This is a genomic window from Thalassoroseus pseudoceratinae, from assembly GCF_011634775.1.
In the GTDB taxonomy this organism is placed as follows: domain Bacteria; phylum Planctomycetota; class Planctomycetia; order Planctomycetales; family Planctomycetaceae; genus Thalassoroseus; species Thalassoroseus pseudoceratinae.
Genome location: NZ_JAALXT010000001.1, coordinates 1,318,172 through 1,338,243 on the forward strand (window position 1 = coordinate 1,318,172; position 20,072 = coordinate 1,338,243).

Sequence of the window (20,072 nt, forward strand, 5' to 3'; positions counted from 1 at the left end):
ACAATCATTCAAAGTATTTTCCATACAGCGTATCGGCAAAGGCTTCCTTCAATTCGGCATAGTTCTCGACAATCTCCGATGGCTTCCGAGTCGTAATTTTTTCCATTCGGATTTCTGGTTTGAACGGTTTGACGCCGAGTTCACAAAACAAGTTGTTCATTGTGTCGAGATATTCGGAAGCCAAGTCTTCGTACTGAAGCCGTATCATTCGATGATTGCGGAATCTTGTTTCAACGTCATGGAACAAGGCATCGTCGTATCGAAAGAAAGCTTCTAACTCCGTCTTGGTGAAGACGAACGTTTCTTCGGTCTTCGGCCTGCCTTGTCGGTTCGTATGCCACTTGCCAGTCTTCTTCGCAAGTTTACCGGAGACGTATCTGTTGAGAGCGTTCCAGCGGATCAAGTGAATCACCACAAGTTTCCTATTGCTTTCGAGATAGCTCCACAAGTTCGTTGTTCTGGCTTGGTCGTCGATCAATTTGAAGCCGGAATTCTTCACGTTGAATATCTTCTTCCGAAGATACTTCTCGGCGTCGGTTCCGTCTTCGTAGATCGGAATGCCGGGATTGTGTTTCTCCCGAATATGCCTTGCGTAGTGGAAGATTTCATCGTGGCAAACGAGCGACGGGTGTTGATTCAGGCTATCCGCAAGCAACGTCGATCCGCTTCGAGAGCGGCAAACAATCAAGAAATTCATACTACATATAGTTATGGAATTTCCTGATTTTTATATGCTCTCGGCGCAGCCTAGTTGCGGAGACGGGATTGCCGTCGTCGCCGACTCCTTCACCGATTCCAACGGAACCGCTATTGCAAGTCATACGCCCGAACTCGGTGGGCCGTGGAGCGGTTCCGGCCTTGAGATTCAAAGCAACTCGGTTGTACCGTTGTTCGGTGACGGTGCCGCAACGATCGAAACCGGTACAACTCGGCATACAGTTTGTGCGACTTTCACAAGAGGCGATACCGGTAGCAATTACCCGTGGCAAGGAATCTATTTTCGTTACACTGATGGAAGTGATTACCTTTCGGTACGTTGGAATGGCCTAGTCTTCGAGAGCGGCGGCAGCCAAACAACTTTCAGCTTGTCGGTCGGCAACTCCGCTTCGGTGACAGTCGAAATCGACGACAGCAATAATATCTCGGCGACAATCACAGACGGAACAACAACGAAGACGCTAACCGGATCATCATCAAAGACAGGAACCAAAGTCGGTATCTTCGCTGAATACTCGGCAGCGGGGACAAGCAACTGGAGCTTCGACAGTTTCGATGTGACGTCCGCCTTCGATGTTTTTGCCTATAGTTATTCAAGTCCATGTCTTCACGATCGAATGCACGTCCAACCGTGGTGTCCCGGTATTGACTACACAAGCCGACAAGCAAACGGTCTTCGGCTTTGTATGCCTTTGTGGGAAGGAACTGGCGAAGTCGTTTCCGATCTTTCCGGCTTTGGAACGTCTCTCACGTTTCCGACATCGAACAAACCAACATGGGCTTACGACTTCGAAGTTGGGACCGTACTTGCCAATGACGCCGCAACCGGCAACGACAACGTCTATGCGCAGATTGCCAAGCAATATGCTCTCGACGAGGAGGACGGATTCACGGTGTCGTTTTGGTTCTATCACGACGAAGACAGTTCGAACGAAGCGACACAAACGATACTCCACAAATACAAATCGGCGTCCGAAGAACTCGAACTCACTTGGGAAAACGATGCCGTTGGAGAATTCAAAATCAACTGGAGTTATGCGGCAGGCGGTTCAACGTTCAGCGGTTCAAGCGACGTAGCTTTGTATAAAGAAACGTGGTACCACTTAGCTTTTCGGATTTCGACGTTCCGGCAACTGACCGAGTTCACTTACGGCCATCAAACCGAACTGTATATCAATGGCCGAATTTCGGGAAGCAGTAGCGGCGGAACATATACGCCGTTCTCGGCTCCGATCTATCTGTTCAATAACAAAGATTTCGATTCGGCTTGCTATTGCCGAATCAAAGATTTCCGGTGGTACAACTATCCGTTGCCTTATGGCATGGCAAGAGAAATCTTCCTTGACGGTTGCCAACTATACGAAAGGCCGGTTCATTATCGTGCCGGGATTTTGAGCGGTAGTTCCGATATGACAGCGATTGCCGACCTCTATGCCGACGCCGACTTAGAAATCAAAGCATACAGTTACATGACGGCGATTGCCGACATGGAAGCCGATGCGAACTTGGACATTTCGGCTTCTTCGAACATGACAGCGATTGCGGATTTCTATTCCGATGCCGATCTCTACATTCGAGCATATAGCTATATGGACGCCATTGCCGACATGGAAGCGGCAGCTTGCACATGGGAAGGCAGGCTTGGCGACTCGTTGCGAATCTATCTGACCGGAGCGGACGAAGACGGCGGAACTCAGACCGATCCCGATGCCAGCCTTGGTGGATATCGTTCTTCAACACAGGCCGAAGCGATCGGCTACTTACAATCGACTGCAATACCACAAGTGAAGATTCTTTACGCCAGCGGGGCGAATACTTCGGGTACCGGAAGCTTGACGGCAGTCGGAGCCGACAGCTTGAGTTATACCGCTCCAGGTTCTTCGACAACTGGAGCGGCAGTCCAGTTCCCAAATACGCCGAATACTTATGTCGTTCCCGATGGAGCCGATCCTTCGAAGTTTGTTGTCGTCAAACGAACCTCTTCCGATCCAATGCAGGGGCAGGCGACTTTGGAGTTCGTGAAGAAATTCGGCAACGTCTACGGTTTGGACGACTCACCGACTGCCGACAGAAGCGGAAGCTCTTCGGATTATCGTGCCTTGATCTTCAAGAGCGTCGGTTGTCCGACGATCGAAAATATCAAGGTGTACCTCGGCAGTCTCGGAACTCCGCAAACCGGATTGTCGGCGTGGCTCGAAGCTCCAGATTTTCCAAATACCGGTAATCTTTCACTGGAGAAGACAAACGGATTTTGTGATTGGCCGGAAGCCGGTTGGGTGCATATCGGCTCTTTGGCAGGATCGACGAAGGAAGTTGCCTACTATTCGAGTCGGACGGATCACGTAATCACAATCGACTTGAGAGGAATCGACGGATCGGAGCTTACAGACGGGAGCGTCAACGACGTTGTTACGCCGGTTTCCGGTTTGCTCCTGGCCAAAGAGGAACTGACAGACGGAGCCATACAGGACATAAGCGGCGGCGGTTCGCCAAGCGGACTCACGTTTGAAATGCCAGCTTCCGCAACCTATGGAGTCGATCTTGGCGACTTGGAAAATGATGAATCCATTGGCTTATGGATTCAGCGATCAATCAACGAGTACGTCGAAGCTTCGGCGGAAATTGAAAACAAAATCATTGTGCAGTATACGATCAACGGCACGACATATACCGAGGCTCTTTCCGGTTTGTGGCGTGCGGAAGATACAAGCCTTGAACGGTACGAGCTTCACGTCGGAGAGAACGCCGAGCCTGATCTTTCCGCAACGCCAACGGCGACGTTTTCAAGCTTGCCTTATAGTTCCTTGAGTCTAGCGGCAGGAAATACATACTACCTTCTGACAAACTATAGGAACCGATACAACCTAGTTTCTCAAGGAATCGACAGTACAATAATCATTGTTGACGACGACGGAAACCAAGAAACAGAACCGCCAACGGCTCCAGAAGTGATTTCTTTCCGTGCTGGAATCGGTGGCGTTCTGACGGTTGAAGCGGTCTATTTCTATGAACTCGATTCCGAAGACGTCCGTGCCGATCAAGCAAGAATCTATATGACGTTCGACGGCACGAATCCCGATCCTGACAACGACTCTCCGGTTGCGACTCTCGATATTGTCGAGTCTGACGGCTTCGGCTTCATTTCCTATACGTCTTCGGCTCAAAGCAATGGAACAACCGGCAAAGTAATTGTGAGAACTTACCGAAGCTCCGGCGAAGTAGAATCGGAGAACACGGACATACATACAACGACGGCGGATACAACGGCTCCAAGCGGCGGAACGCTCAAAGGCGGCTGGCGAGGCGTTGCCGAAGCCAAAGACGAAGGTTGATATATGCCAAGTATCCCAAACAACTATAGTTCGCCGAGCATCTTTCCAACTGTGCGGGGCTTCGTGCAAATCCGGCAAAATTGGGCCGATGATTGGCAGTATGTCCAATACTTACAACCGATCCGCTGTGAAGAGATGGCCGCTCCGAATGTCGGCACGGCTCAACTCAAATACGACTTCGGCAGTATCAAGAGAGAGAACGCTTCTTCTTTTGTGACGTACCTTCCCGAAGAGCTTCGAGATTATTACGTCAGAATCCTAGTTCAGAACGGAAGCAACGAGCTTGTTCCGATCTTTGTCGGCGTAATCGTTGACGATGAAACCGAGTACCTTACAAACTCTAGTCTGTCGGGAACGCAGACGGTCACGGCCTACGATCTCAAATACCTTCTGGAGCGTGAACGACTCGACAAAGCATACGTTACTCAAGACGACGAAGTTTATACTCTTGATTGGTGCCCCGAATTCAACAGACGAGTCGGCAGGCATCAAAGCCGAATCCAAGGCAACGCTTCCGAAGAACCAACGCTTGAAGAAACCGAGCCCGGAGACGTCAAGACTTTTGGCGGTCCCGGTTTCTTCAACACTTATACCGGATGGACTGCTGCCGACGTGATTTGGTACGTCCTCGAATACTTTACGCCTGACGAATTGACGTTCCGACTTGCCGACATCAAGAATTCACAAGATGAATTTGTACTGTCCAAGAAAATTGAAGTCTGGAACTTCGCTGGCGCAACTCCGCTGGACGTCCTCAACAGACTGATCGACCGCAAGCAAGGCTTAGGCTGGAAGCTTCGCATCAACAGCGACGACGAAATTGAAATCCAAGTCTTCTCGATTCTTGATATTCCATTCAATCTTGGCGGAATCGAAATCCCGGCCAACGAGTATCAAACCGATCTAGCTCTTGCCGATTCCTTTCCGGCAACGCACTTGCTCGACAATCTCAACTTCAACGTGACGAATTCGAACAAGTACGACGAAATCCTTGTCCGTGGCGAACGGATTCAAGTGATGGCAACCTTCAGTGTCGAAGACGACATGACAGCGGGTTGGGGCGACGACGACGAAGCCGACTACAAGACCGGCAGTCAGGGAGACAATCCAACGACGAACGATGAAATGCGATCGGCGTCAAAGTACGAAGACATTTTTTCCAAGTTCGTTTTGCCCGACGATTGGAACGGAACGATCGGTGAGAACGCCGAGAACATTCTTCCCAATCCTGGCGACGATGGAAGCGTATCATTCGATTCGACGAACGAAGACGGCGAAGAAGTCACCTTGCATTGGTGGCGACATAACAAAATCTTCATGCGGAATCTCTTTGTTGGCGAAGACGGCAACGACGAAGGCGAACTATTGCCACTTTTGGCGTTTGTCGCCGATACCGAAGACGGTGCCTTGCACGAAGCGACAGACAAAACGTACCGAGCCGACAAAATGTCAAAGTCAAATGAATACTTGAAAGACATTTCTGTTGAGCCGCTCGATACTCAACTAGGAGTACGGTTCAAGGTGACGCCGAATCATTACATAGCTTTAGGTAATTGGGAATATGAACCGGCAGAAAACGCCGATCCTGAAGTTTCCTATGCTTACAGTACGACGGTTGAGCCGGAACTTGATTACAACAAATTCACAGTCACGGCAGCATTTGAAACTGATAAGCGGCAACAAATCAAAGTCGGCAACTCGGAGAATCCCAAGCGTCGTCTTGTGATCGACGTCCCCGATTGCCACTACTGGTATGCTTCGGCGGCAGCGATATATAAGACCGACGAAGACGGCAACGGCGTTACCGTTGAAGATCAAGTCATTCGAGACGACGTCAATAAGCTCAAAGCTGTCGCCGTTGCGGCGGCAGCGTGGTTTAGCCGAGAGCGTCAAGCCGTGCAAATCCCGATCAAGTCGCTTGGCATATATCTTCCGGTTGGTTGCTTGGTCAACGGTATATCGGGATTCAACTTGAGAGAGAGCGTGAAGACGGTCGTCACTGCAAGGCAACTCGACTTCCAAAACAATCAGACTTTGATTCGGACGGCATACGACGAAATCGATTTCGTGGGGGTAATTTGAGCGAACATGAAGATGAAATCAAAAGACTAAAGTCGGAAGTCGCCAAACTGAAGGCAATGCTCGGTAATCTACCGAGTAGCTTTCCAACTGGCAGTGGCAAGGCCGGTATCATCGTTTGCGAACTCGACGAAGACTTGTCGGCGAACGGTTCCGCCGATGCTAGTCACGGCAATCTAACGATCAAAGTATATGACGCTCTCTCGGCAAGCATCGACAGCGGTACGACTGTGATTGCGATGCAAGAATGGGGGACTGGCAAATGGTATGTGATAGCGGCGGCATGTGAATAATGGCATATAGTAGATTTGATCCAGGTTGCTGTTGTGGCTCCGCTCGGATTGCATGTTGTCACTTGCCTTGCACGACGGAGCTTGACGAGAACGAAGAGCCGACCAAATACGGCAACGTTTCTATGCTCGATCTCGAAGGCAATCTTCTTTGGACTTACAATTGGGATTCTAGCTCGGATGTTCTGACACGGCAGAAGCCGATTTCGTGCGTTCTCGACTCGGCAAGGAACGTCTACGTTTATTGGTTCGATGGAGCAAGAGTCGCATCGGATCGGACTGTCAATCCCGTCTATGCAACTGACGATCTTCAAGCAGGCGGTTGCTTCAAGCTCAACAAGAGCGGCGTTCTACAATGGAGCGTTGACTTCGGCACAATATCGCCTGACTTCTTCCATAATGATGCTATTCCGCCGAGAATGTCTCTCGCCTATGATGAAGAATCCGTATACGTCGGCTCGATGTGCAATACTGACGGCGTTTTCTTTCACCGATTGGATTGTGAAACCGGCGAAACAATTCAGACATTCGGCAGGGATGAAGGCTTGATTGCCGACGATGATTCTTTTGGTTGCGGCGTGGCTCCTTTGGACGATGGAAGCGTATGGCTTGTTGCCGCTCACGAACTCTTGCCTTGTTTAGTGGCCGAAGACGGCAGCGGAGCAATCTTTCAATTCGAAACATGGGCGATCGACAACAAGCCGCAGATAAGGCAGATTGTTCCAAACTTCGGCGGAGTCACGCCGGGCTTTATTGGAGCAACAGCTTGGAACGCCGACTCCGATTGCTTGAGTGGCATCGAATGCACTCCGCCTCACGGCGTGCAATGCGATCCATGCGACGGCGAGCATAATCCGATGCTGATACGGTTCACAAGCAATAATCCCGCCGAAGACGAATACAACGCAACGTGGACCATCTGCGATCCGAACTTGTCAGGAACGGCAAATGACGTTCGGTTCTTTCAAGTACATAATGTCGCTCAGTCAGGCGGTTATTATGTCACTGGCGGCAATTCGGAATTGCTCATGTGGGACGTTGACGACTTCTGCAACGCAACGGGAACCGGTTACAACCTTCACGCCTTCACAACGGCAGGAACCTACGCATGGAGCACGAAGGCACCGATTGCGACAAGAGAAGGATCAACATACCTACCGATTCCGTCTGTCGAGAGTATCGCCGGGAACGAAGCGTATTTTGCAGTCGGCGTCGGTGCGAACTCGGAAAGCAACGTGATCTTACTTCAGGCCAACAACGGCAATGAAGTCTTCGCAAAGCAACTGAGCGTATACCACGCCGAAGAACAAGAAGAGCATTCAACCAAAGTCAGCGTATGGGGAATCGCCATCAAATGATTGATTACTGCGAATGCTGCCGAGAACGTGAAGCCTTCCATTTCAATTCATATGCGTTGATTCCATCGACGTGCGAATGCTCTTGCGGTTTTGATTGGCAGGCCGAGTCGCCATCGAAAGAAGTCGTGACGCCGAAGAAGCCGGTTAGTCTTCGGAAAGTCGAGCGGAAGAAGGGATGCGGTTGCGGCAAGAAGCGGAAGGGACTTAGATAGGAAAAGCCGTTCAAGCATGTGTAGAGAGGATTCGAGTTCAACAACCCTCCTTCATTCTTCGTCAAATAGAGTCGCTTGCTTGTGAATCATAACATTGCCTGGTTCGCTGGTGTCAATGGTCCAACCCTCAGATTCCAGCCTAGCCTTGAGCAGCGTTACTTCGAGGTTCAATTCAGTAAGCTCGTCCAACAATGGCCTTCCGGCTTCTTCAAACGCTTCTTGCGTCATATTCGACGATTGAACTGTGAGTAACTTGTACTCTTTGCTGATGTCAACTTGCTTCCGCAGGTAATGGTTTAGCCGATCGACTATCCGAGAAATTTCTATTGGAGTGTAGTATTCACTTTTCTTTTTGCGTTTGCGATTCTCCCTGATTCTTCGACGGATGTCCTTCGTTTCCTGAACCAAGCCAGGCGAAGGTTCAACGCCAAGATACTTCGTTGCAGCATGAATAAAACGGTCATCCCGATAGAAGAGACAGCCAGCCTTTGATTTCTCGGTCATTTCCTGAATCAAACTGTGCTGAGGTTCTGAATGCCCTTCGGTCTTCTGCCACCAATTCTGTTTCTGGTCGCCTGTCACAAAAATCACAGGTTTGGATGATTCCTTATACTTGTTTAGAAGCTCAAGCCAGATGGTGACATCGCCCATCTTACGAAAAGAATCCTTCTTGTCATCCGTCTCGCAATACGGTGGTCGAGAATCTTTTTTGCGTTGGTTGTATTCCTTCTCAACGCTGCTGGTGTCTAGCTTTTCACCCACTCGCTCATCTAAAATTTCTGACAATGCAAGGAGGATTTTATCGTCATGGACTAGGTCAAGGTGTGCCGACTTTTCAATCTCGTATTTTTCATCGACAACCTTCACCATGCCCTCGATCATATTGTGGAGATTGTCTTTTTCAGCGTGACGTGCAAAGCCGCTTTCAATTCTCTTTTTTAGCTTTTCTAGCGTGCTCTTCACTTCTTCTTGTGGAGCGAATTGCTCTCGGATAACTATCTTCCTGTTGCGTGCAAATTCTGCCGCAACCGTATAAGGAACAAACAACCTATCTTTTATGCGTTGGAGAAGTGCAAGAAACTCTTCACGTTTTTCGGGGCTGTACCGGTACACGTTCAACAGAACGTTTGTGTCCAAGCAAAAGTCGGCAGTTTCCCATATCCGCTTGTGTTGCTCGGGCGTAAATGGGTGGTGCGATTCAATGATTTCTGAGAATTTCATGTTTCTGGCTTGCTGCAAAGTCTCGTTGTTCGATTCCATACGCCTACGCCGGATACCTACTCAAGAACCCCCGAATCCCAAGAAGCATGACTTCGACTTGGCTTTCGTCGAACTCTTCGTACTTTCCATGTGCTGCGCTGTTGCGAATCGCCAGCCATGCTTCAACCTGTTTCATTTCGTTTTGGTTGTAAACACTCGCTTTGCGCAGATCAGCATTCAACCGAGAAGCTTTCAACGGCTCGGATTTCCCATTCTTCTTCGCCTCGATATCGACGCCGTTCTTCAAGCTCAGCTTCCGAAGATGCTCTTCGAGAACGCTTCCGGCGATTACTGCGGCCGGTTGTTTCAACGATTGTTCGTGAAGAAGGAACTCGGCCATTCCCAGGAAGTCGTCATAAAGTTCCGCATTGACGAGTTCACGGAATGAATCAAGGCAGTCTTCTGCAAAATCCGCCCGAAGCGCTTGAACAATCCCCGCCAGTTGATACACATCTCCCCATTCGGGGGTTATTGAGGTGTCCATCATTGATGACAAGTATTCGCTATCAGACGGTGCGAGTCGTCGAATTGCCGCTTTCATCCGCACTACACAAGCATGTCTTTCATCGTCAGTACAATCTCGTCCGAAGTCAGAGAATCGATTGATATTCTCAAAATCAATCAACACAGAATCCAAATGCCTGATCGCCGCTTCTTTGCTGATACTCATTGCTGCCTCTTGTTTTTATGCCGTAAACGGTCTGGACACAAAAAACGGCTGTCGGTTCGAATGGATCACATTTTTGTTTCATGGTCCTTCCATCGTTCAGACGAGCGAATGAGCCACTATACACAACGCCACCAGCAGTGCAAGACAACAATTGAGCAAGCATGATTGCATGCCCGGCAAAAGCAGAAAGCTCCCACCGCATTGCGGTGGGAGCTTCTGTGACTAACGGGGGCGTTCTTTCAGCCAAAGCCAGAACTATACGGTTCCGACCACAGCCGACACGATCGCCGCACCGTCAGCCAAAGATGGAAGAGTGAACATCACTACTTCTCCGGCTGAGGGAACAGATTGCCAGTCGATGAGTTGGCAATTGGTTCAATCGGCGATCAGGTTCTCGGCCACGGCTACTGCCATTTACCAACGACGTGGTTTTCTCTGGCTCTGCCCCAATTACGCAATCTTTGTTTCGGTTATGCTCATCGAACCAATGAATTCGTCCATTGGTAGCGGAATCATATAATGGAGAATTTGTACAGACTATCGTGAACTCGGAGAATCCAAGAACGAAAATCACTTTCTATCAGAACTTTCGCAACCTAATCGACTGGTCATTTTCCCGCCGAAAAATTGCCCACGGAATTGCCCATAAAGTTGCCCACGAAAAATGCCCACAAGGGCTTGTCGTAAGTCCTTGTGGGCATTTGAGTTAGAATGGACGTGACAGGACTCGAACCTGTGACCTCCACGATGTCAACGTGGCGATCTAGCCAACTGATCTACACGTCCGTTGGTGTGTCTACGAAATGTATGTCGGGGGAAGGAAATTGTCAAACGCTTGAAGGCAGGAAACCAGAAAATCGGTGGGTTTTTCGGCCGGAAGTTATAGACGATGATGGACAGCCAGTGCTGTTTTCGTCAAAATGCTGTGTCTTTCGACCAGTTGAAAACTGTTTACAACTCACCCGAACGGGTGTTATCCGGCGAACTTCGGTCTTCACGAATCGATTGGAACTGAATCGCCGACACTCAAGACCGTGATACGGTCAGGAGACTTCATGCTTGACGATCCCCTACCGATCAATCCTGTTGTTCGCCCAATTTCCGGTCACATTCGGCCTCCCGGCTCGAAAAGTCTGACGAATCGGGCGTTGATCGTCGCTGCGCTGGCGGAGGGGACATCACAGCTGACAGGGGTCTTGGAAAGCACCGATACCAAAGTCATGATCGAGAGTCTTCGGAGGTTAGGGATTACCCTGACACACGACCTCGATGCCTGCACGGTCGAAATTGAAGGTTGTCGAGGGAGCTTGCCGGCTCGTGAGGCAAAGCTGTACGTCGAGAACAGTGGAACAAGCATTCGTTTCCTCACGGCTTTGTGTGCCACAGGTTCGGGGCGGTATGAATTGGATGGAAATTCACGAATGCGTGAACGTCCGATTCAGGATCTGGTCGATACGCTCAATGAATTAGGTGTGCCAACGCGGTGTCTCTTGGGGACCGACTGCCCGCCGTTGGAGGTTGTTTCTTCCGGATTAGCCGGGGGTACGGCGAAGATTGATGGGTCCGTCTCAAGTCAGTACCTCAGCGGTTTGCTGATGGCGGCGGTTGCGGCTCGCGAGCCGATCGAACTGGTTCTTTCGGAGGAACTGGTCTCCAAGCCTTACGTGGAAATGACACTCGGCGTTATGGCACGGTTTGATGTCGATGTCGAACGTCCTGATGCCCAAAGCTTTCGAATCCAACCGCAGAAATACCGCAGTACCGAGTTCGAGATCGAACCGGATGCATCAGCCGCGAGTTACTTCTTCGCTGCGGCCGCTATTTCTGGGGGTGAAGTCACGGTCGACGGGTTGTCTCGCAGCGCCTTGCAAGGGGATGTGAATTTCGTCGATGCGTTGGAACAAATGGGATGTGAATTGGTCGAGAACACCAACTCTCTCACGGTTCGCGGTGGGGATCTACGGGGCATTGATATCGACATGAATGCCATCAGCGACACCGCTCAGACGTTGGCCACGGTGGCTGTTTTCGCGGACGGTCCAACGACCATGCGGAATATCGGACACGTGCGGTTCAAGGAAACTGATCGAATCGCCGCCGTTGCGACGGAACTTCAACGGGCAGGAATTGCGGTTGAAACCACCGAAGACAGTCTGACGATTCACCCAGGACCCGTCCGACCAGCTGTGATTCAAACGTACGACGACCATCGTATGGCGATGAGTTTCTCGCTGCTGGGATTGCGGGCGGAGGGAATCGAAATCGCCGACCCCGGTTGCACCGCGAAGACATACCCGCGTTTCTTCGACGATTTGGCAACTCTCACCGCCTCAGCCCGGTAATGTTCGGATCGACAAAGGCCGGCATGTCGCCCACAAATCGAATCCCCCAATCGCCACGTGACCTCGCGTTCATCGTGTTGAAAGATGCGCGAACCGAGTCCGTGTTTGTCGATGAGAGTTTGGATCGGCGTTTGAACGCGTCCGATCTATCGCCTCAAGATCGGGGATTCGCGATGGAATTGGTTTACGGTGTCACTCGCCGGAAGATGACACTCGACGCCGTCATCACGAATTTTGTCGATCGGCCGCGAAAATCCATTGAAGATGATTTGTGGTTATTGCTGCAACTTGGCGTGTATCAACTGCTCATGCTCGATTCGATTCCATCGCACGCTGCGGTCCATGAAACGGTCGAAGTTGGTCGGCGAGTTGGGTCAGCACGTTGGACCGGTCTGCTGAACGGTGTCCTACGGGCAGTTTCACGAAACGTGACGGAGGAATACACGACGGAATTGGCTGCGGATGCGGTCCCGCAGACGGCCGGACAATTCCGCAAGTTCCCCGAACCCGTTTTCGACGATCCGCAGAAGCAACCCGTTCGGCATTTTGCGTCGGCGTTCAGTTTTCCGCGTTGGCTTGTAAAACGTTGGCATCGCCGGTTTTCTCTCGAAGAGATGACTGCATTGGGGTTCTGGTTCAACACGCCACCGCCACTTTGGCTGCGAGTCAATCCGGTCCCGCTTGACGAGAACCTCGAAACGTCGCGTGAGCAATTGCTTGCCCAGCTTCGAGAGTTGGACCTTGAGTGTCGGGCAGGGGAGTTGCCCGAAGCAATCGAAATGCAAAGCCAGGTCCGCCCCGAATCGCTGCCAGGATTCGCTGACGGGCTGTTTGCGGTGCAAGATTTGACTGCCATGCGAGCCGCGACTTGGCTTGATCCGCAGCCCGGCGAATCGGTCTTAGATTTGTGTGCTGCTCCTGGCGGCAAGACAACGCACCTGGCTGAGCGAATGCAAAACCAGGGTCGATTGATCGCGACCGACATTCGTCCGCAACGGTTGGACCGAGTCATTGAAAACGCGACTCGGCTCCGACTCACAATCGTGGAACCACAACTTATTCAAGCAGATGGTTCCGACACACCGGATGGTCCGTTCGATGCGGTTCTGGTCGATGCCCCGTGTTCGAACACCGGCGTGCTTGGTCGTCGTCCAGATGCCCGCTGGCGAATCCGTCCCGACGACTTACAGGAACTCCGCCCGTTGCAAGAACGCTTGCTAAAGGCAGCGTGTGACCGGGTTGGATCCGGTGGGCGAGTGTTGTATTCGACGTGCAGTATCGAACCGGAAGAGAACCGCGAAGTCGTGGACGCGGTCTTGGCAGAGCGGCCAGAGATGCAGTTCACTAAAGACCAAACCCACCATCCCGGTCGCCCGGCAGATGGTGGGTATTTGGCGTTACTGCATCGAAAATAGCTCCGGCGTTTCGAGTTGAGTTCTATTTGTCGTCAAGCGCTTTGACCGCTGCGAACTCACCGCCTTTGAGCATTTCCAAGCTGGCACCGCCACCGGTGCTGACGTGGCTGACTTGGTCGGCGAATCCGAGTTGATCGACGGCCGCCGCACTGTCGCCACCACCGATGATGCTTGTCGCATCCGCATCGGCGACGGCTTTGGCAACGGTCTTGGTGCCTTCGTCGAAGGGCGGCATTTCAAATACGCCCATTGGACCGTTCCAAACAATCGTTTTTGCCGACGCCAAGAGTTCACTGTACTTCTTGGCTGTTTCCGGGCCGATGTCGAAACCTTCCCAACCGTCAGGAATTTCCCCCGCCGCGACGACTTGCTTGTTGCATTCCGATTTGAAATCGTCACCACAGTGCGTATCAACCGGCAGAACGAGTTTGTCGCCACCTTTTTCAATGAGACTTTTGGCGAGATCGACTTTGTCTTCCTCAACGAGACTTCCGCCGACTTTACCACCTTGGGCGAGTGAGAACGTGTACGCCATCGCCCCGCCGATGAGAACCTGATCACACTTGCCGAGCAGATTCTCGATGACTTCGATTTTGTCGGACACCTTCGCCCCGCCCAAGATCGCCACGAATGGTCGCTCTGGAGTGGAGATTGCGTCGGTGAGGTACTGAATTTCCTTCTCGACTAAGAAGCCAACAACTTTGGGCTGATCGCCCATGGCTTCCGGGACGGCGAGCATCGAAGCATCTGTCCGATGACAAGTTCCGAAGGCGTCGTTGCAGTAGATGTCAGCGAACGACGCGAGTTTGCCAGCGAATTCGCGGTCACCTTTTTTCTCGCCTTTGTTGAATCGCAGGTTTTCTAGAACCAACGTATCTCCTGCTGCAAGTGCGGCCACTTTGGCTTTCGCATCGTCACCGACAGTGTCTTCCGCGAAGACCACGTTCGATCCCAGCAGTTCCCCGAGTCGCTTTGCAGCCGGTGCCAAGCTGAACTTCTTGTCGTCCGCTGATCCGTCGCCGGCCGGGCGACCAAGGTGGCTCATCAGGATCAACTTTCCCCCCCGATCGAGAACGGACTTGATCGAAGGCAACGCCATCCGAATCCGACGATCATCGGTGATGTTCTCCCCATCGAGTGGGACATTGAAATCAACACGCATCAAAACGGTCTTGCCCGAAACATCGACGTCGGCAATCGTTTTCTTGGCCATGGTTAGGTTTCCCAACTTGAAAGTCACAGAGTGCTTAGTGCGAAAATTGGCGTCAACGCGAGTTCTGACGGATCACTGACGGTACGTCAACGCTGCGAGTGAGGTTTTTCAAATCTCAGACCGGAACATCCACCCGCTCCAACAACGATTGGACGACCTCGCCCCGAGAAGCGCTGCCATACTTGGCTTTCGAGGTCAGCACAACTCGGTGCGGAAGAACATACGGGGCAACTTTTTGCACATCGTCCGGAAGCACGAAGTCCCGTCCGGCTTGGTACGCGGTCGCCTGGGCCGCCCGGAAGAGCATAAGAGACCCACGCGGACTGACCCCCAGTTTCAATCGGCTGTCTGTGCGGGACTCCTGAACAATTCGAACGATATACTCGGCCACATTGCGTTCCACGTGCACGTGGGTCACGATCTCCTGAAGTGAAAGCAACTCCTCCTGGGAAAGGACCGGTTGCAAGTCATCAACAGGGTGTGACAGCGATTGCGAGAACAGAATGTTGACTTCATCGTCCAAATCCGGATATCCCAAGTGCAGTTGGATCAGAAACCGATCCAACTGAGCCTCTGGTAGCGGGTAGGTTCCGTGGAAATCGATCGGGTTTTGTGTCGCCAACACGAAGAACGGAGCATGCAACGGGTGACAGACACCGTCGATTGTGGCTTGGGACTCGCTCATCGCCTCCAACAACGCCGACTGTGTTCGCGGCGAAGCTCGGTTAATTTCGTCCGCGAGAAGCACATTGCAGAAAATCGGCCCGCGTCGGAACTGAAAATTGCCGTCGACCGGGTTGTAGATCGACGACCCAAGAATATCACTTGGCAACAAATCTGGTGTGAATTGGACGCGCTGAAAGGACAGGTCGATCGAATTGGCCAATGCTTTGGCCAAGGTCGTTTTGCCAACGCCGGGCACATCGTCCATCAACACCGATCCACCGGCAAGCACCGCGACCAACAGGATGTCGATACACTCGCCCTTCCCCTGAATCACGCCGCTCAGGTTGGATTTCAGGCGTTCCAAACGCTGCCGAACATTGCTGGGCGGAGTGAGATTCATACCGATTTCGTGTTTCGAGATTTTTTGGCAATCATGATTGCGGAAATGCCGCCGTGGAGAAAGAATTGTAGATGGCCGACGATCGGATGAGAAGCATCAACAGCCTCACTGGTTCGTTCCGCGAGTCCGGTGTTTTCGCCAAAGTTTCGTTAGTTTATCACGTCTGCCTGGTCGGATCGGTTCATCCCGGCTCGGCGCGTGTTCCGATTTTTCCGGGGACCAGGCCAACCGATTGCGTCCGGTTGGTCGATACAAGCTATACCCCACGAATGAACCTTCAACGTTTTTGCCGTTCCTCCGCAACTACACAAGTAGGCCGCCCGTGCTCAAATCCCGCCAAAGACTTGGAAAATACCGGATTGAACAACGACTTGCCGATGGCGGCTTCGGGGCTGTTTTTCGCGCGATGGACACGATCGAAGGGATTCGTGTCGCCATCAAGGTGCCGCATCAGCATGTGCTCAACGATGACGTCCTCGAGGATTTCCGACGTGAAGTCCGATTGACGGCTCGGCTTGATCACAACAACATTCTTTCGCTCAAGAACGCAAGTTTCATCGACGATTACTTCGTGATCGTGTTCCCGCTCGGTGAAAAATCCCTCGCGGATCGGTTACGAAGCCGAATGTCACTCAAGACGGTGTTGGAACTCAGCGATCAAATGATCGAAGCGGTGGCGTATGCTCATCGACAGAAGATCATTCACTGTGACATCAAGCCGGAAAACTTCATTCTGTTTCCGGGCAATCGCGTGCGTCTGACCGATTTCGGGATCGCCAAGGTCGCGCAGAAGACCATCAAGGCGTCGGGTTCGGGCACGGTCGGTTATATGTCACCAGAACAAGCGATGGGAAAACCTTCGAGCCGATCCGATGTCTTTTCGCTCGGATTGTGCATTTACCGGATGCTGACGGGGAACCTCCCGGAGTACCCATTTGATTGGCCGCCTCCTGGTTTCACGGCCTTGCGACGTCGTGTTCACGCCGACCTGTTGCAAGTTCTAAAAAAGTCGATGGAACTCGACCCGAAAAGTCGCTACCGCGACGCCGATCAGATGCTCAGAATCTTCCGGCCGGCCGCTCGCAAGTCACTTGCATTGGCAACCACACGCCGAGCAACTGCACGAAAATCCGCGGTCAGTCGAGCACGATGAAACGAGACGACGTTTTCGGATTACTCGGCTCCGGACTGCTACTGCTGGTCGGCTGGGTCGACGTACAATGGCGGTGGTTCTGGTGGGTGTGCGGCGGCGGTATTCTTGTGTGGTCAATTGCCACCACCATCCATCACTGGCGAAATCGAAGCAGATAACGAAAAAACCGCCCCTGGGTCATCGATCCCCCTGGGCGGTTTTGCTTTTTGTCGTCCTCCCCTAGTGTCAGGAGATTACTTCATCTACTCGTCGTCGTCGTCATGCTCGGTCACAACCAACTTGTTGGCGACCAGGAAGCCTTCGACATCTTCGAGTTCGGCTTCGACTTTGGGTTCAAAGTCCAACCAATCGTATTCTTTCTCGACTTCGATCCAGGCCACTTTTCTCACTTCGCCCGTAACTTCCACGTAGTCATCTACCTGCAGATCGGTCGGAAGTGTGTCTTCGGAAACGACAATCAAGTCGTTTTGAAACAACTCCCAATCGCTGGAAATCGCAATCGTGTGGGCGTCGTAGATTTTCTCGACTTCGCCTTTGACGGTGTGAATCGAACCTTCTTCCGCGTGGCCATCCTCGATATCTCCGGGACGAAGTTCACCGTCTGCGGTGGTTTCGTCCGTTTCGCCGACGCCAGTGGTATCAGCACCACCACACCCGGCCAAAATCAAACTACACGAGAACACGGCGAGGGGAAGTGCCCAGGTAAAACGTTTCATCAATGTCTCCTCTTGATCTTTCTAACAATTCAGTGAATTTCTGTGTTCGACTGTAGAAAGAGGAGCAAATGCCGCGCCAATCATCTAAACACGATTTTCACACGGCAATTCCGTTCAAGACCAGTCACAACTGATTCGTAGAAGAGCAGACTGAACAATTTCCGACCGGTGCCGGTTTGGTTCTTGTCCCGCATGCGGATCGACAGAACGAGACTCGGCGGCGTTACCTTGCTTGAGCTTGATAATCATCCGTTTCTTGGTTGCGATATCATTACATTGCGTTGATCGATGTCGTTCCCTAACCGACTGGCGGGACTAGGGCGGCGGTATATGATTTGCAAACTCGGTCTCAACTTGCATTCAAATAATCGTTTCGAGAGCCATTCATGACGGACGAGCAACAGCCACAACCAACGACGAACAATCCAACTCCGCCATCCACGGAGGGCACGGAAACCATGATTCTTCTGCCGAACGGACGACGAGCCAAACGGCAAGGGCAGATCGAGACCGAACGTGCCCAGAATCGAGGTCGTGAAGATCAGACGTACACTCCGGTCATCATCAAGCGGAACGATGAAACGGTTCGCCATCCCGATGATACCCTAGAGCGGGCGATTCAAGAGGGGTTGGAACAGATCAAGCGACCGCAAGTGTCTTTGGCATTGTCGTCGATTGCGGGCGGGCTGATTGTGGGGTTTTCTGCGTTGGCAGTGGCTGTCGTCACGCAAGCGACGATTCCTTTGCACTCCCCAATGCTCACGCGACTCGCCACCGCGGTGGTTTACCCGGTCGGTTTTATCGTCTGTATCATCAGCGGAGCCCAGTTGTTCACCGAACATACCGCCACGGCGGTCTATCCAGTCTTGGACCGTCAGGCCAAGTTTTGGTCGCTTCTGCGACTTTGGGGAATTGTCATTCTTGGCAACTTAATCGGCGCCACGCTGATTGCCGCATTGCTAACTTCGGCGTCGTCGGTTGTCCAAGCTAACGAAGGCATTTTGGAAATGGGGCACCACTTGGTCCATTTCGAGCGATCGGAGTTGCTGATTAGTTCCGTGCTCGCCGGTTGGCTAATGGCTCAGGGTGCATGGTTGGTGTTAGCCACTCCGCCCGATTTCAGCAAAGTCGCACTAATTTACATTGTGACATTCATCATCGGACTCGGTGGTTTCCACCACTCGATCGCCGGAACCGCGGAAATCTGCATGGCCATGTTCACGAGCGAAGATTTCACACTCAGCGACACCACACGCTTCGTCCTGCTTGCCTTGCTCGGCAACATGATTGGCGGCAGCGTGTTTGTTGCCATTCTCAATTACGGACACATTCGGCAGACGCAATCGGTCGAGGATTGATCCCAAAACCGTCTATTTCGGCAAATCTTCCGGTGGCTTCCGATTCTGGTCCGCCGGAAGTTCGATCATCTCACGGAGTGGCGTATCGACGTTTTTCGTTTCCCCGCCAGTCGCGAGAAAAAAGGTCGTCGGGGAGGTTTTTCCGCCGTTGATGTTCATGACCGGATTTGCATCGCCGGTAAAACGAGCTTTCAGCAATGGAATCCATTCGCCTGTGGTTGTTTCGACCCAACCAGAGCCGAAGTCCGCAACACGGGCATGAGTCGTTGACACACGATTGCGCTTAAAGTCCTCGACAAATGAGTAATACCCTCGGAGTGGCTGCCCCTTGCTCAATGTCGAAAACGTGACAAGGTGTTTCCATTCCTTGGTCTTGGGAAGATAGAAATACCCGGCGTACTCGGTGCGTGGTCCGTTGGGAGTTGCTCTGACCATGCAACGGTACGTTTCACCGATCTTCCAATCAAAATCGAAAAACGACTGCCCTCCTGAGCCTTCGCCACCAAATCGGCCGACTCGAACGTCCGCATCTTGGTGAAGAATTTTCACGCGTTTCTCTGCAGGAACCGCGTTCGGATTGTTTTGGCCAGAATCCCAGACTGAAAACAAAACGACCTTCTTGCCATTGCCGATTTCTTGCAGTCCAAAATATCCCCGGTTCCAACCGCAGACCATGAAATACGAGCCCGGCGCGGACTTGCGTATTGTAGCCTCGTTGTAAAACGTCCGCCCTTCGGGAGCTGGATATCCCAAATGCACCGACCGGCATGCGATCCCCTCAAGGTTTTTGCCGGCGACGACGTCGCCCACGGGAACCACGATCGTTGCCGCCAGAATCAGAGCGGTCAATCCAAGAGAGACAGATTTGGTTTTGGTCATCGTTTTCGTTCA

15 protein-coding genes and 1 tRNA gene are annotated in these 20,072 nt (G+C 51.9%); 8 read left to right on the plus strand and 8 right to left on the minus strand.

What is annotated here, in order from left to right; translation table 11 throughout:
• Positions 1–4: 4 nt before the first annotated feature.
• Positions 5–697 (minus strand): hypothetical protein, encoded by a 693-nt coding sequence (locus G6R38_RS04910; RefSeq protein WP_166820531.1) that lies wholly within the window; start codon positions 695–697, stop codon positions 5–7.
• Positions 698–731: 34 nt separating this feature from the next.
• Between G6R38_RS04910 and G6R38_RS04915 the strand changes: the two genes are divergently transcribed.
• The 4 genes from G6R38_RS04915 (at position 732) to G6R38_RS04930 (ending at position 7,776) form a co-directional block, all read left to right on the plus strand.
• Entirely contained in the window at positions 732–4,049 is a 3,318-nt protein-coding gene (locus G6R38_RS04915; RefSeq protein ID WP_166820532.1) for a LamG domain-containing protein, read from the plus strand.
• A gap of 3 nt (positions 4,050–4,052) precedes the next feature.
• Positions 4,053–6,131: a hypothetical protein gene (locus G6R38_RS04920; protein WP_166820533.1), complete on the plus strand. Its 2,079-nt coding sequence runs from the start codon at positions 4,053–4,055 to the stop codon at positions 6,129–6,131.
• Entirely contained in the window at positions 6,128–6,421 is a 294-nt protein-coding gene (locus G6R38_RS04925; protein ID WP_166820534.1) for a hypothetical protein, read from the plus strand. The genes G6R38_RS04920 and G6R38_RS04925 overlap by 4 nt, the downstream gene beginning before the upstream one ends.
• A gap of 122 nt (positions 6,422–6,543) precedes the next feature.
• Positions 6,544–7,776 carry a hypothetical protein gene (locus G6R38_RS04930; RefSeq protein WP_166820535.1) on the plus strand — a complete coding sequence of 411 codons (1,233 nt, stop codon included), beginning with the start codon at positions 6,544–6,546 and terminating at the stop codon, positions 7,774–7,776.
• Positions 7,777–8,039: 263 nt separating this feature from the next.
• Here the strand turns inward: G6R38_RS04930 and G6R38_RS04935 are convergent, their stop codons facing one another.
• The 3 genes from G6R38_RS04935 to G6R38_RS04945 all read right to left on the minus strand — a co-directional run bounded on the left by G6R38_RS04935 (position 8,040) and on the right by G6R38_RS04945 (position 10,704).
• Positions 8,040–9,209, minus strand: coding sequence for a PIN domain-containing protein (locus G6R38_RS04935; RefSeq protein WP_166820536.1), 1,170 nt, complete (start codon positions 9,207–9,209; stop codon positions 8,040–8,042).
• A 43-nt stretch (positions 9,210–9,252) separates the two neighbouring features.
• Complete coding sequence (locus G6R38_RS04940) at positions 9,253–9,918, minus strand: hypothetical protein (protein ID WP_166820537.1); 666 nt, start codon at positions 9,916–9,918, stop codon at positions 9,253–9,255.
• 712 nt (positions 9,919–10,630) lie between these two features.
• Positions 10,631–10,704: transfer RNA gene (locus G6R38_RS04945), tRNA-Val, on the minus strand.
• A 269-nt stretch (positions 10,705–10,973) separates the two neighbouring features.
• On the opposite strand from G6R38_RS04945, the gene aroA reads away from it, so the two are divergent.
• Both aroA and rsmB read left to right on the plus strand, forming a co-directional pair.
• On the plus strand, positions 10,974–12,260 hold the full coding sequence (gene aroA / locus G6R38_RS04950; RefSeq protein WP_166820538.1) for a 3-phosphoshikimate 1-carboxyvinyltransferase: 1,287 nt from the start codon (positions 10,974–10,976) through the stop codon (positions 12,258–12,260).
• A 23-nt stretch (positions 12,261–12,283) separates the two neighbouring features.
• Entirely contained in the window at positions 12,284–13,675 is a 1,392-nt protein-coding gene (rsmB, locus tag G6R38_RS04955; RefSeq protein WP_166820539.1) for a 16S rRNA (cytosine(967)-C(5))-methyltransferase RsmB, read from the plus strand.
• 22 nt (positions 13,676–13,697) lie between these two features.
• On the opposite strand, the gene G6R38_RS04960 is transcribed toward rsmB, so the two are convergent.
• Both G6R38_RS04960 and G6R38_RS04965 read right to left on the minus strand, forming a co-directional pair.
• On the minus strand, positions 13,698–14,888 hold the full coding sequence (locus G6R38_RS04960; protein ID WP_166820540.1) for a phosphoglycerate kinase: 1,191 nt from the start codon (positions 14,886–14,888) through the stop codon (positions 13,698–13,700).
• A gap of 115 nt (positions 14,889–15,003) precedes the next feature.
• Positions 15,004–15,954: an AAA family ATPase gene (locus G6R38_RS04965; RefSeq protein WP_166820541.1), complete on the minus strand. Its 951-nt coding sequence runs from the start codon at positions 15,952–15,954 to the stop codon at positions 15,004–15,006.
• Positions 15,955–16,276: 322 nt separating this feature from the next.
• On the opposite strand from G6R38_RS04965, the gene G6R38_RS04970 reads away from it, so the two are divergent.
• On the plus strand, positions 16,277–17,107 hold the full coding sequence (locus G6R38_RS04970; protein WP_166820542.1) for a serine/threonine-protein kinase: 831 nt from the start codon (positions 16,277–16,279) through the stop codon (positions 17,105–17,107).
• 242 nt (positions 17,108–17,349) lie between these two features.
• Here the strand turns inward: G6R38_RS04970 and G6R38_RS04975 are convergent, their stop codons facing one another.
• On the minus strand, positions 17,350–17,823 hold the full coding sequence (locus tag G6R38_RS04975; protein ID WP_166820543.1) for a hypothetical protein: 474 nt from the start codon (positions 17,821–17,823) through the stop codon (positions 17,350–17,352).
• 386 nt (positions 17,824–18,209) lie between these two features.
• Here G6R38_RS04975 and G6R38_RS04980 point away from each other — a divergent pair, with 386 nt between their 5' ends.
• Complete coding sequence (locus tag G6R38_RS04980) at positions 18,210–19,181, plus strand: formate/nitrite transporter family protein (protein WP_206028459.1); 972 nt, start codon at positions 18,210–18,212, stop codon at positions 19,179–19,181.
• A gap of 12 nt (positions 19,182–19,193) precedes the next feature.
• Here G6R38_RS04980 and G6R38_RS04985 read toward each other — a convergent pair whose 3' ends face one another.
• Positions 19,194–20,060, minus strand: a complete 867-nt coding sequence (locus G6R38_RS04985) for a DUF3472 domain-containing protein (protein ID WP_166820544.1) — start codon at positions 20,058–20,060, stop codon at positions 19,194–19,196.
• Between the last annotated feature and the right edge of the window lie 12 nt (positions 20,061–20,072).

Bases quoted from the DNA above. Each gene is read 5' to 3' on its own strand.
- G6R38_RS04935 (WP_166820536.1), bottom strand. From the start codon at position 9,209: ATGAAATTCTCAGAAATCATTGAATCGCACCACCCATTTACGCCCGAG.
- G6R38_RS04960 (WP_166820540.1), bottom strand. From the start codon at position 14,888: ATGGCCAAGAAAACGATTGCCGACGTCGATGTTTCGGGCAAGACCGTT.
- G6R38_RS04930 (WP_166820535.1), top strand. From the start codon at position 6,544: ATGCTCGATCTCGAAGGCAATCTTCTTTGGACTTACAATTGGGATTCT.
- G6R38_RS04915 (WP_166820532.1), top strand. From the start codon at position 732: ATGCTCTCGGCGCAGCCTAGTTGCGGAGACGGGATTGCCGTCGTCGCC.
- aroA (WP_166820538.1), top strand. From the start codon at position 10,974: ATGCTTGACGATCCCCTACCGATCAATCCTGTTGTTCGCCCAATTTCC.
- G6R38_RS04910 (WP_166820531.1), bottom strand. From the start codon at position 697: ATGAATTTCTTGATTGTTTGCCGCTCTCGAAGCGGATCGACGTTGCTT.
- G6R38_RS04985 (WP_166820544.1), bottom strand. From the start codon at position 20,060: ATGACCAAAACCAAATCTGTCTCTCTTGGATTGACCGCTCTGATTCTG.
- G6R38_RS04965 (WP_166820541.1), bottom strand. From the start codon at position 15,954: ATGAATCTCACTCCGCCCAGCAATGTTCGGCAGCGTTTGGAACGCCTG.
- G6R38_RS04980 (WP_206028459.1), top strand. From the start codon at position 18,210: ATGACGGACGAGCAACAGCCACAACCAACGACGAACAATCCAACTCCG.
- G6R38_RS04940 (WP_166820537.1), bottom strand. From the start codon at position 9,918: ATGAGTATCAGCAAAGAAGCGGCGATCAGGCATTTGGATTCTGTGTTG.
- G6R38_RS04920 (WP_166820533.1), top strand. From the start codon at position 4,053: ATGCCAAGTATCCCAAACAACTATAGTTCGCCGAGCATCTTTCCAACT.
- rsmB (WP_166820539.1), top strand. From the start codon at position 12,284: ATGTCGCCCACAAATCGAATCCCCCAATCGCCACGTGACCTCGCGTTC.
- G6R38_RS04975 (WP_166820543.1), bottom strand. From the start codon at position 17,823: ATGAAACGTTTTACCTGGGCACTTCCCCTCGCCGTGTTCTCGTGTAGT.